This window comes from Nostoc sp., assembly GCF_036919615.1.
In the GTDB taxonomy this organism is placed as follows: domain Bacteria; phylum Cyanobacteriota; class Cyanobacteriia; order Cyanobacteriales; family Nostocaceae; genus Nostoc.
In genome coordinates this window covers 38,027-51,220 of record NZ_JBALCN010000097.1, presented here as the reverse complement: position 1 = coordinate 51,220, position 13,194 = coordinate 38,027, and the positions used below count along the sequence as shown (strand labels likewise).

The following is a 13,194-nucleotide window of genomic DNA, read 5'->3' as shown; positions in this document are numbered from 1 at the left end:
TATGCTAAATTACCCGCTTTTGCGAACAGGGAATTTGAATGATAAACTCTGCACCCTGTCCAGGTGCAGAAATGCACTCTATTGTACCGTGATGTTTATCTACTACGATTTGATAAGTGATTGATAATCCTAAACCAGTACCTTGTCCTACAGGTTTAGTAGTGAAAAAAGGATCAAATATTTTTTGTCTAACACTATCACTTATACCTACCCCATTATCCTTAATGGAAATGACGACTAAATCAGGATTGACTATTTGGGTACGAATAGCGATCGCACTAGAATTACTCTTAATCTCCTCTACTTTTCTTTCCTGATTGAACTTTTCCAAAGCATCAATCGAATTATTCAGAATATTCATAAATACCTGATTGAGTTGCCTAGCATAACATTCAATTTTTGGCAAATCACCGTAATTTTTGATAATCTCAATTGCAGGCTTACCTGGTTTGGCTTGGAGACGGCTTTGCAAAATTAATAAGGTACTCTCAATTCCCTCATGAATGTTAACAGGTTTCATGTCAGCCTCATCTAACCGAGAGAAATTACGCAATGTCAGCACAATTTCCTCAATGCGTTGCGTACCAATTCTCATAGAAGATAAAGTTTTAGGCATATCTTCCTTAAGAAAATCAACATCAATATTCTTTAAAATCTCTTTAATTTCTGGTGTGACATCGGGATAAAGATTTTGATAAATATTAATTAAATTAATTAAATCTTGTGTGTAATTTTCAATATAATTTAGATTGCCATGAATAAAACTTACAGGGTTATTAATTTCATGAGCAATACCAGCAATCATTTGCCCAAGACTGGACATTTTTTCTGTTTGAATAAGCTGGCTTTGAGTTAGTTTCAATTTGTGCAGCGTTTGCTTTAATCGCACATTTTTTTCATTTAATTCCCTAGTTCTTTCCTGTATTTTCTCTTCTAAGTTAGCGTAGAGTCGGGCATTTTCTAAAGAAATAGCTGCTTGTGAAAACAGGATTTTTAATATTCGTATTCTATCCGAAGTAAATGCTCCCACTATTAGATTATTTTCTAAATAAAGTAAACCAATTAATTTCCCTTGATTCACGATAGAAGTACACATGAGCGATTTTATTTGATGGTCAATAATATATTGATCTATCGTAAAACTTCCTTCGTTAATGGCATCAGATAAAACTACATCTGTTTGGGTTCTTGCAACATAATTAATTACAGAAATAGGTAATTGTTGATTATTTTCTAATGGTATTGATTGACCAACAGTTAAATCATCTTGCTCTACACTTGCTTGAGCTTCAATAAATAACCTTCCTCCTTTCTCTAGAAGCAAAATACCAGTCTGAGCGCCAGCATTCTCAATCACAATTTCCATTAATTTTTCTAGTAAGTTTTCCAATAAAATTATTTCTGATAAAGCTTGTGATGCTTTAATAACTGTGAGCAAATCTAGTCCACTTGACTTTTCATTGATAGTGGAAGTAGTAATAGTATTACTTGTAAACCCTACTTGAGAATGAGTAGAAATCTTAGCAATTAATTCTGGGTATTTTAATTCTAAATCTTTAAATTTAGCACCTGCTCCCCAATAACGATAACCATAATGTGCCTTTGTCATATATAACGAAGCAAATTCATTTCTTCCTAGACTAAGATAAAATTCTGCTGCACATTCATAAGCTAGCGCTTCTTCATGAATATATCCAGAATTATGAGCACCTTGAATTGCACGATCATAGTGTTCCATTGCTACTAATACTTGTCCTAAAAATCGTGCTTTTTCTGCTTCTACTAGTTCATATTTGTGCTGATTATTTACAGGTGCGTGAGTCGCCCATTCTTTTAATTGTTTTTGATTGTCTTCTACTTTCTCCATAACAGTTTTTATATCTGTTTCAGAAGTAGTATTTAAACAGACAGCCAACAATGCTAGAGAATAATAAAACTTATATTGAGGTGGATAAGCAGTCCCACTAGCTGCAACTTCATACTGTTGTGCTAATTGAGCATTTTTAACAGACTGCTCATAATCTTTAAAAAAATAGCTTAAAATACTTTTTGCAAGATAAGCATAAAAAATGGCTGTAATATTTCCTGCCATTCTCTGCATTACTGATTCATTAAAGCTCTCACCCTCTAAGTAAGATTTATTATCCTGTCCTTGAACTAGTTCAATTACCATCTGTTTTAAGATAAGCAAACAAATAGTAAAATGTTCTTGGTGTATCTTCTGTGCTAAATTAATATATTGTTCTAATCTTTTTTCAAGAATATCTAAATTTTCTCCAGCCCAGAAACAATGCCAACAAACTAATAACCCATTGTAACCCACATACTCAATATCGCCTGTATCTAAACCGCTTTGAACACCATCTTGTAAAGGTTCTATAGTTGCTTGAATATGTTCTTTCCAATGTCTAACAAAAATATTAAATAAGGCGTAAACTTTAGATTTAATTTCTCTAGCGTTGAATTGATCTAAAATTTGTAAAGATAATTTACCAAAACGATATCCTGATTCAATATTCTTAAGAGGGCCACATAAAATTAGCCCATAAAAACCATAGGCATAAGCTGCAAAAGATGAATTGCCATATTGCACACATAAATCAACCATCGTAAAAGCAATCAGTGGTAAAAGTGCAGGATCTGCTAAATAAGCGGGAGGCATGGCTGTCATTAGTATCCTCATTGCAGCTAGCTTATGAGCATCAGTCATTTCTGGCAGATTGACTAATTCTTCAATTGTTAGCTCTGCTGGTGGAGTTTGAGACAATGAAACTCCCAGTATCTCTAGCACCTGCAAATCTAAATCTAATGCTTCTCGCATTCGATTTTGAGCCACATAAAACTGAATTTTTTTCTCATATACTTTAACAGCATCAAGAATAGTTTTACTGTTACTTGTAACAATGATGAATAATGCTTCTGCCTGCTCAAAATTTATATTTAAATATTCTACTTCTACAGTTTTTACATGAAGGTCGAGAGTTAATTCATAATAATTTTGCCAACAATCGACTGCAAGCAAACTTAGACCTTTCTTAAGAAAATTTCCAGCAGATTCGTAAGCAGCAGAATCCTTAGCTTTACGTCCAGAAATAAGATTTAATTCAGCTAGTTTATATCTTTCATAGGGAGAATAAATTAGTTCACTACCGATATTTAACTGGTTAACAATATCGAAGATTTTTTCTTCTAGTAAACTTTCGTCTATATTCTTTAATAGCAGTCTACCAATATTTAAGTGAATCTCCTTTTTCTGTTCATCGGGTATCAATGCATAGGCTGCTTGTTGCACGCGATCATGAAGAAACTTATAATCAATTACAAAAATAGCAACATTATCTAATAGCTGTGGTAGTTTATAGCTATCACTTAAAGGTATAACCAAACCAGCTTGTAGTGCTTCCCAAATATCTAATGCTGTGTCATTATGAGATTTTCCGTTAACACAAGAGAGTATATTTAAATTAAATCGATTGCCAATACAGGCGGCTATTTTTAAAACATTTTGTGTAGTATCTTTGAGTTTTTGAATTTTATTTATCATTAATTCAACAACATTGTCAGTAATTTCTAAGCTCTGAATGTGCTGAATATTCCATTGCCATTGACTAGTAACAAAGTTAAAATGAAGTAGATTTTCTTGATGAATAAATTTGATTAATTGATTGATAAAAAACGGATTGCCAGCAGTTTTATTGAAAATTAATTTTGCTAATTTTTTAGAGTTTTTTAAACTAGATTTTAAGGTGTCGCTAACTAATTGAGAAACATCAGCAATTTTAAGATTTTGACAATGAATAATCTTTACAGAGCGACTATTTTTTTCAATTTCCTGCAAAACTAACATTAAAGGATGACTAATATCAACTTCATTATCTCGAAAAGCTCCGATTATCAATAAATATTGAATATCAGTATCTGTAGCTAATAACTGAATTAATTTTAATGTAGCTAAATCTGCCCATTGTAAATCATCTAAAAATACAACTAATGGATGCTCTTTTTGAGCATACAAATTGATAAACTTTTGAAAAACCAAATTAAAGCGATTTTGTGCTTCTGCTGAAGCTAGTTGTGGTACTTCTGGTTGTTTACCGATAATCAGTTCTAGTTCAGGAATAACATCAATAATAATTTGAGCATTTGGGACTAGAGCTTCTAAAAGTTTTACTTTCCAAGTTGCTAGTTGTGCTTCACTTTCTGTCAGTAATTGCTGCATTAACTCTTGAAATGCTTGAATCAGGGAAGCATAAGGAATATTGCGCTGAAATTGCTCAAATTTACCAGCAATAAAATAGCCTTTATTTTTGATAACAGGTTTATGGATTTCATTCACTAATGCTGATTTACCAATACCCGAATAACCAGCAACTAATATTAATTCTTTATTGCCTTGATTAACTTTTTCAAAAGCAGTCATTAAGATATCTATTTCTGCTTCTCGTCCATACAACTTTTCGGGAATTTGTAGTTGGCTAGACTGATCCTGCTGACCAATGGAAAATTCGATTATAGAATTAGTTTGCTTTAACTGATTGAGACAGTTTTCTAAATCAGCTTTAATCCCAAAAGCACTTTGATATCTTTCCTCAGCAGTTTTGCTGAGTAATTTCATAATAATTGCAGAAATTACTTGAGGGATTTCTGGGATTAACTGATCTACTGTTGTAGGTTGTCTGGCAATATGACAATGAATTAACTCCATTGGATCAATTACTCGAAATGGTAACTGACCTGTGAGCATTTCATAAAAAGTTACACCTAACGAATAGAAGTCTGTACGGTAATCAACTGTTCGGTTCATTCTTCCTGTTTGCTGTGGAGACATATAGGCTAGAGTTCCTTCAAGCAAATCAGGATTACTGAGTTTGGGTTTTTCTTCAAAAAGCAGTGATGAGATAGAAAAATCAATAATTTTAACTTGATGAGTTTCTAAATTAACAATGATATTCTGTGGTTTAATATCTTTATGAATAATATAATTTTGGTGTAATTCACCTAGAGCTTGAGTAATTTGAATGCCTATATTGAGAAAATCAAGTAACCCTATTTTTTCTGTCTGGATAATTTTGGAGAGAGAAGTACCATCAAAATTTTCTAACACAATGGCAAAACCATTGTTGTATTTTTCTAGGCTATAAGCTTTGATAACTCCTGGAATATCTAAATTTTTGAGTAGTTCATATTCATGTTTGAATGCCGCTATATCTTTTAGCTCAGGGTATTGTATTTTTAAAAGTTTAATAACTACTAGTTTACTATCTTTATTTCTACTAGCTCGATAAACAGTAGTTTTGGTTCCTTCATAAATTAATTCTATAATTTGGTAATTAGATAATGTAATCATTTGTTATATTAATAATTGAAGCAATTTTTCAAATTCGGGAAATGAGGATTTTATTATTTATCTAATAAATATATTTTTAAAGTCGGTAGATAAGAAACTTTAAAAATGTATAGTGACACCAAATAATATAGGTTTTTTCAACCTAAATAATGCTAAATTTTGTTGAGTTTGTCAAAATGCACCTGATTAATTTGAATATACCTTTATAACCAAGAATCCCACTCACCAATAATTTTTTTGGTGTATTTTATATGGAAGCATTGGTGTAGAATAGCTCGTGTTGCTTGCATTGCAGACATTACTGTGGCTTCCACGCAACCAGAATTGTAACCGTTGTTAATCCAGTCCCCAGTTAGATAAAGATTATCAAATCCAGATTCATCAGTTTTGAGTCGATACTTGGTACTTCCAGGTACAGAAAGTACATAGCGTTCTGATGGGTTAATGTTAATTCGCCAGTATTGAGCTTGAAAGCGTTCCACTCCCTGACGGTTTTGAAAATCTACTAGTAAATTCCAATTCAAACCTTGGGGATTTTTAGGGTGAGTACGATCAGCCCAAAGGTGTCCGATGTAATTATTGAGGAAGTGAATTGCTTGTTGCTCTACTTTTTTTTGGGCTTTGGCTGGAAAATCATATTCTGTGTGGGGAGGAATACCTGGATCTGCAATTACGCCGGTGAAATAAGCTACAGTGTAAGGATAATGCTGAGAAGGCCAATTTTCTCGTACTATTGACTCGCTCATATCTGCATAAACATCAAGTGGTTCAATATAAGCTCCTAGTACGTGACTAGATTTTTGCCATCCCAATTGCTGTAAGGTAGGCTTAAGCCATATTTGTCCGCCTTGAGTAGTTACTGTCTTAACTTGAGTTAACATATTGTACCATTTTTGATGCACTGGATTTTTTTTGGCATGGAGCAATTCACCACAAATAGAGGGTAAGGCGGCTATAGAAATTCCCAGCAACACAATATCAAAATCATCGCCTTTGGTGAGGGTAATTTTGTCTACATTCTGCCAAGGTGTCCAATATGACTCAAGGTTAATTTCTTGGTCTTGGAGTTTTTGGGCTTCTTCATCGACAATCTGATCATAAAGAGGTTCACTAGGCCAGCAACGAATGTCTTTAACTTTGATGAGTGGTTGATATTCTTGCTCTGGGTTTTTTAAATTTACTTGGCGAGCCAAAGTGATACTTGCAATTGATTGCTGATCTTTATCTAAGTGCAACTGCTTGGCAACATGGAAAAACTTAAATTTTACACCGCGACGCTTTAGCACTTCATATAGTGGAGTGATGACTACCTCCGCCATCCCTGATTGCATTTTCCACATGATTGCGCCATTGTATTTGAACAACATGGTGGTGAGGATACGGATAGCTGTTCCTGCTGCTAGTTGCGGTTCATTGGTATTACCTTCTGGAAAACCATACACTAAATCGTATAAGACACGAATAAATGCTGATTTAATACTTGATTCTCTAGCTCCGTGTTTTCGTAGCCAGTCTATGTAGTTGTACTCATCTAAACTATCTAGGGAACGAAAATGAATTACCTCATCTACAAATAAACCCCGGATGTTTGCTAATGCTAGGTCGATGAGTGTTAAACGCCAAAAGATGTCAGGATTTTGCCCGCTTTTAGATTCTATCTGAAGGCTCAAATGTTCTTTAAAACGGTCTATTAGCTTAAGAATTAACTGGTGATATTCACGTCTATGAGTTTTGATATTTTGAGGCAGTGATTGAGCTATGTTATAGGCAAGATTTAAAAATATTCCTTCAGAAGTAAAGTCTAGATCTTGGAAGATATCGCCAATGTATTGGTTGATATTGTTAAGCCATTTTCCCCAAAAACTAGGTTCTTGGAAAAATAACTGAATCAACTGGCTAGGAAATTGCAAAAGACTACTATCTGAGAAAAATTCTATTACCTCTTTGCCTAATGCTATTTGTTTGGCAATAGATGCTGAGGAACTTTTAAAACCATAGGACTGGTCGTAATTATCAATTTCTGCGTAAGTCTGAATGACGAATTTGATGGTGCTACAAATATGTTCCCAAAGAGAAGAAATATCGCCACCTTCCCAAGGAACTAGAGAATTGGTAGAAAAGTTAAAAGGCAAAGTTACCCAACTTTGATTGATGTATTCTTCTAAGACGATGAAACTATGGGGTTTGAATGCGTCTTCTATGGTGCTGAAAGGCCCGTTGCCACCAAGTTCGTCATAGCATTGCTTGAGTAGACGAAAGGCATTTTCGTAGAATCCAAAAAAAATGTGGAGTCCATGTTCTTCGATGCGGTAGTCTGGTTCATAATCAGGTGCATGGGGTTTGATATTGCGTCCAGTTGCACATTTACCACCTAAACGCCAACCTGTTTGATAAATAGTAATCTCGTAGAGACTATCCCACCCTGGTTGACTGGTTAATTCATAGGCGGTGGTTAATGATGCTATTCCACCGCCTAAGATAGCGATCTTTTTTGGCTTAAAAATTTCAGACATATTTGTTTTACTTTGCGTAGTAAGGGTAAAGAAGGAAACAGAAGATAAAGGAGATAATTTAATCAGTATGGGCTAAACTATAGCTATCCACTAACAGCACTCACTAATTTTTTTGTGGTGCTTGCCAAACAGTTTTCCCATCTTTGAGGGTGAAGTCGAAATGCATCACAAAACCAAGCTTTACGGAGATATTTACTGATTCGCTACCTGCGGGATAACCTTTGTCTAGTCCTAAGTCTTGGACGATTGGTTGGCTAGCAAAATTATTGATTTTTAATTGAAATTGATCGCCAAAACCATTGAATCCAAAAAGTTTTCCACCATAGAAGGTTTGTAGTTGCATGGGGGATTCAATCAGTGCTTGATAGCAGGCTTTTTTGCTGTTTTCTACGTCGCGGATTTGTTTGAGGGTAACCAGAGGGACGACTCTGTTTAGGAGATATTCGAGGAGATTCAAGGGTAACTGTAAGCCAGGAATGGCAATCTCATTATTGTTAAATAATAAGTTAGCGATCGCTCTTACTGCTTCTTCAAAAGTGTCCCAAGTTTTGATAGCTTGATGTTTATCTCCTGTACTGATGCGTTGAACTTCCAGCAGGCGCGTATCTAGAGATTGACTGGTAGAAGAAAATTCTTTAAATACTAAAGTATCTACGGTTAATAAATCCGGTTCTTGATTTAAGTCAGGAATCTGAAATGTACCAAGTTGTTTAAAGAAGCCGTAGACTTCTCTACCAGAAATTAGGATGGGAGAATTATTCACGTACAAGTAAGGCATGAACCAAGCTAGACGTTCAGCAATGAATAAAGGCCCAACTCTTTTACCTACCACTGTTAACATCCAAAAGATGGCTTCTTCTTCATGCACAGTTCCTTTGTCATAGTCGGGTGGATAAATAGAAGTTAAAGAATCTATCTTATTGAATGTCAAAATGAGATAGTTCATCGCTGGGCGATATTCAATCTCCCCGTTATTAGGATCATTGAGATATTTATCACACACCTCTTGTAACTTCGTCATTGAACCTTCAACGACAAAGCCGTACATTTTTGTCCCTTTGATTTCGTAGGGTTGATTAAACGCCTGTCCATCTGCTCGTTCTATATATTTGGGGTATAGTGATTTGTTACCACCTCCCCAAAAGTAACTGTTGAAAAAACTAGTCATATCTTGTTCCATATTTTTGCCTTTTACCGCTAAATCTTGGAACAATTGATCTGGTTTTTGTTGTATTTGGGTAAGGTAATTTGTGAGTTTTTGGGGTTCTTGAAGTAGGGCAGTAAATTCACTAACAGCGCCTAAAGCCGTATAGAAACTTGTTTGCATTGTCTGCAAAGGGTTGTTGGTGTTCATAGGGTCTTGGGTAATTTACTAGGTTATTTTTATACCGATTTATGTTGATTCATATGTACAGAGATATGAGAATATTAGATACCTCTGTGTTTCTGTACTATTGTGTCAAAGGAGTTTTAATTTGTCCTTACTAAAACCCGATAATCTGTTAAATAAATCACAATCAAATTCTTCAGCAGAGGGTCTTGTTTGAAGTGTTCCCTTTACACTGGCTTTTCTAACAAATTGCTCAGACAGCGAATCTTGGCACAAGGTTTACCACCAATGCAACCAATGTCAATCCAATAGCCAATGTCAGCAAAGCTCTTGATGTTCTTGGGGGGTTGGATGGTTTGGGGCGATTGGCTACAGCATTGGGGGAGAGGGCGCGATCGCACCGATGCATTTCCCCAAAGTACAACTTAATCAAGTGCTACAAGTGACATTTATAGTCTAAAAGTTGTGTTGATAATCAAGTAGCGATGTCTACGACGGGCTACGCCTACGCTTACTTACCACAAAAATTTGGTTAAAAAAGCAGGAACATCAGGGTTTTTGCGAATAATATTTACATATGTTAATATTGTTAATTTTGTTTAAGTATAGTATTCAGTATGGTTGCCATAAAGACTGTTCTCAAAGATTCAGAGCAAATCACTCGGTTGTTTTCTCATCTCGAATTTGATGGAAAGAAACTCAATCATCAACCGGGTAGCGTATTGGGAAGTACTGCATTGATTGCGGGAACCACCATTGGGGCTGGGATTCTCGCCTTACCAGCTGTTACCCTGCCGTCTGGTATTGTGCCATCCACATCTGGGCTGATTGCTGTTTGGCTCTACGCTTTAGTTTCAGGGTTATTGGTTGCAGAAGTGATCTTAAACACGATGCGAACAGAAGGGTGTCCGAGTATAGGTTTTTTGGGAGTTGTTGAGAAGATCCTTGGTAAGCTAGGAGGGCGAATTGCTGGCGGCGCATATTTATTCATGCACTATGCTCTCTTGGTGGCATACATCACTGAAGGTGGAGAGATTTTAGGATCTGCGGCGGCAAAAGTCTGGGGTGTGCAGATATTACCAAAGTGGGTGGGTACAACGACTTTCACGCTCTTATTTGGTGGGATTATGTATCTTGGGCGAGAAAAGTTTATTGAAAAATTAAATAGCGCCTTTGTCGGAATTGTTATCGTTTCCTTCTTGGGACTATTGTTTCTGGTAGGAGGGCACATTCAGAGTGCCCAACTATTATTTCAGAATTGGAGTGCCCTTGTTAGTGCCATTTCAGTAATGTCTGTGGCGCTATTTTTCCAAAACGTTGTGCCGCTGGTTGTGACGCAACTCGAAGGGGATGCCCACAAAATTCGTCAGTCTATCTTTATTGGTTCTGTGATTCCTCTAATTATGTTCTTGGCGTGGAATGCCGTAATTTTAGGAAGCGTCAGTCCTGATATCCTACATGACACATCTGATGGTAGAACTGTTTTTGACCCGTTGCAAATTCTCCGAACAGGTGGTGTGGGGGAATGGTTAGGAGTGCTAGCATCCATTTTTTCAGAGTTTGCGATCGTCACATCATTCATTGGATTTGTATACGGCTTACTGGATGTGTTCAAAGATATTTTCCTAATTACACAGGGCAAACTTTCTAGTCGCCTATCCCTCTATTCGCTGGTTCTTTTCCCTCCTATGACTCTGGGAACACTCAATCCCACCATCTTTTTTACTGCCTTAGATTATACTGGAACATTTTGTATCTCAGTTCTAGGTGGAATTATTCCAGCGTTAATGAGTTGGAAGCAACGTCAAGAACAAGAAAACTCAGATAGCATAAATCAATCACTCGTTCCTGGTGGGAAGGTGACACTCATTGTGATGATTGGAGTGGCGTTAGCCATGATGGGAAGACAAATTCTGGCAATTGCCACACAGTCAAACCATCAATGAAATTTTATGTTACATAAATAGCTATAATTGTAGTATAAAAATGACAAACACAATCAAATGAGTGATTCTCGCCTCGTCGAAATCAGCAAATATCTCAGTAAATATCTGCGACATACACCGGATGCAATTGGAATTAAACTTGCTCCTGCTGGTTGGGTTGCTGTTGATGAACTACTTACTGCTTGTGCTAAAAACAAGTTTCCGATTAACCGTCAGGAATTAGAGGCGGTAGTTGAATCTAACGAGAAACAACGGTTTTCTTTTGATTCTACAGGGACTCTGATTCGGGCGAACCAAGGACATAGTGTAAAAGTCGATTTACAATTAGAACCTGGTGTTCCGCCAGATGAACTTTATCATGGCACAGGACGTAAATCTGTAGAGTCAATTTTACAAACAGGACTTTGCAAAATATCACGACATCATGTCCATTTATCGAAGGATATTGCAACAGCCCAAACTGTTGGTGCAAGACATGGAAAAGCAGTGGTTTTTGCTGTATATGCTGTGGCAATGCATCAGGCGGGTTACATATTCTATTGTTCTGCTAATGGTGTTTGGTTGGTGGATCATGTGCCACCTGAGTATCTACAAAAAATTTGAATTTTCAGAGGTTGTTAAGATTTATTTAGAAATTCTAAAAAAGGAACTATTGCATTATTTTGAGTATTTGATAGCATTTGGTCTACCCGCAGCTTCTGCGAAATATAAAAGTTACGCATAAAAATTACTGTTTTCTAAGACATTGGCAATGTATTTTTAGAGTGAAACACATTGAGAAATCTTAAGTAATCCGCAGTTGCCTCCTGTGAATTTTCCATTAGCAGCAGATGTCCTGCCTTTGGTAATCGGATCACTTGGCTTCCGGGAATACAGGCTTGCAGCCGATCAGCTCCACGAATGTCGTAGATATTGTCTTCTCTACCCCAAATAGCAAGGGTCGGAAGCTGAGTTGATCGCTCCTGACAGAGAACGTCATCGTACAGGTTTACGATGTCCCAAACCTGTTGATAGTGACGGTTACGAGTGATGTAGTCGTTCACTTTCTCTGTTTTAACAGAATCAGGGATGGTGGGAGGTGTGACAAACAGCAGGCTAATTTCCAAGTCAAACTGTTTTTTGGTGATTGGAATAAAGGGATTTATCCCGTCAAAGATGGAATTTCTGACGCTTGAAGCCCAATCAATCACACCTAAAGGTGAACCGATAAAGGCAAGGCTACGCAACTGTTCTGGGTAACGCTGGCTGTAAAGGGTGGCGATCGCTCCCCCCATCGAACTCCCTGCCACATCAAAGGAGCGAATTCCTAATTGATTCATTAATTGGTGCAGCAGTGCAACCTGATTCTCCAGGGCATAGTCTCTCGTTGCGAACCCAGTGCTGTTGCCGTAGCCTGGTAAGTCGGGAGCGATCGCCTGATAACCCGCCTCAGACAACTGACACATCATACTGTTCCACTGCTCTTTGCTGGCAAATAGTCCATGCAGCAGTAAGATCGGTTGTCCGTTGCCGATCTGGTTGTAGGACAACGTTCCATTGCTAATAGGGGCGGAACGGGTGATGATCGCGCAGCCGGAAGCAGACGCTGGGCTATTCACAGCAGCGTAACCCACCAATCTACATAGCACCAGAATGACGAAGATCAGCCGGAGGATGAGTTTTTTCATGGTTATTTTTAATTCTGGAGCAAATCTGCACCCAACAATACATCGTTGTATGGTCTACTGTAAGCCCCGTTCCACATCTCCTCCAAGTTGCGGAACTCAAGGGATAGCGCAGATACTAATGCACGCACAGCAAGATGATGTCAGATTGGAAATGACGCCACTTAAAGGGGTGCTTGGGGTTCATGAACGAGGTGGGTTGGATGAGCGACAATAGCGGTACTTAAACAAAAAAGATTATAATGCATGTTGAGTATAGCTTTCACGTCAAAGTAACTAGCGTCTCAAGCGTCGATTGAAGATTTTTTGTGGCCCGTGAAGTGGCTGATTGGATTGAGCCGTTAGATTCGCCATTCTTAAAAACTGTAGGCACGATAGAGGAATATTACCAAAA

7 protein-coding genes are annotated in these 13,194 nt (G+C 37.1%); 3 read left to right on the top strand and 4 right to left on the bottom strand.

Annotated elements, in window-relative coordinates; translation table 11 throughout:
• Positions 1-4: 4 nt before the first annotated feature.
• The 3 genes from V7K48_RS28695 to V7K48_RS28685 form a co-directional block, all read right to left on the bottom strand.
• Positions 5-5,347: a trifunctional serine/threonine-protein kinase/ATP-binding protein/sensor histidine kinase gene (locus V7K48_RS28695; RefSeq protein ID WP_335077707.1), complete on the bottom strand. Its 5,343-nt coding sequence runs from the start codon at positions 5,345-5,347 to the stop codon at positions 5-7.
• Positions 5,348-5,550: 203 nt separating this feature from the next.
• Positions 5,551-7,860 carry an NAD(P)-binding protein gene (locus V7K48_RS28690; protein WP_335077705.1) on the bottom strand — a complete coding sequence of 770 codons (2,310 nt, stop codon included), beginning with the start codon at positions 7,858-7,860 and terminating at the stop codon, positions 5,551-5,553.
• Positions 7,861-7,963: 103 nt separating this feature from the next.
• Positions 7,964-9,214 (bottom strand): hypothetical protein, encoded by a 1,251-nt coding sequence (locus tag V7K48_RS28685; RefSeq protein ID WP_335077703.1) that lies wholly within the window; start codon positions 9,212-9,214, stop codon positions 7,964-7,966.
• A gap of 593 nt (positions 9,215-9,807) precedes the next feature.
• Here V7K48_RS28685 and V7K48_RS28680 point away from each other — a divergent pair.
• Together V7K48_RS28680 and V7K48_RS28675 are read left to right on the top strand one after the other, a co-directional pair.
• Positions 9,808-11,136, top strand: coding sequence for an amino acid permease (locus tag V7K48_RS28680; RefSeq protein ID WP_335077701.1), 1,329 nt, complete (start codon positions 9,808-9,810; stop codon positions 11,134-11,136).
• Positions 11,137-11,193: 57 nt separating this feature from the next.
• Positions 11,194-11,739, top strand: a complete 546-nt coding sequence (locus tag V7K48_RS28675) for an RNA 2'-phosphotransferase (protein WP_335077699.1) — start codon at positions 11,194-11,196, stop codon at positions 11,737-11,739.
• A 134-nt stretch (positions 11,740-11,873) separates the two neighbouring features.
• Here V7K48_RS28675 and V7K48_RS28670 read toward each other — a convergent pair whose 3' ends face one another.
• Positions 11,874-12,803 carry an alpha/beta fold hydrolase gene (locus V7K48_RS28670; protein ID WP_335077697.1) on the bottom strand — a complete coding sequence of 310 codons (930 nt, stop codon included), beginning with the start codon at positions 12,801-12,803 and terminating at the stop codon, positions 11,874-11,876.
• On the opposite strand from V7K48_RS28670, the gene V7K48_RS28665 reads away from it, so the two are divergent.
• Positions 12,802-13,017, top strand: coding sequence for a hypothetical protein (locus V7K48_RS28665; protein ID WP_335077695.1), 216 nt, complete (start codon positions 12,802-12,804; stop codon positions 13,015-13,017). The genes V7K48_RS28670 and V7K48_RS28665 overlap by 2 nt on opposite strands.
• The last annotated feature ends 177 nt before the right edge of the window (positions 13,018-13,194 follow it).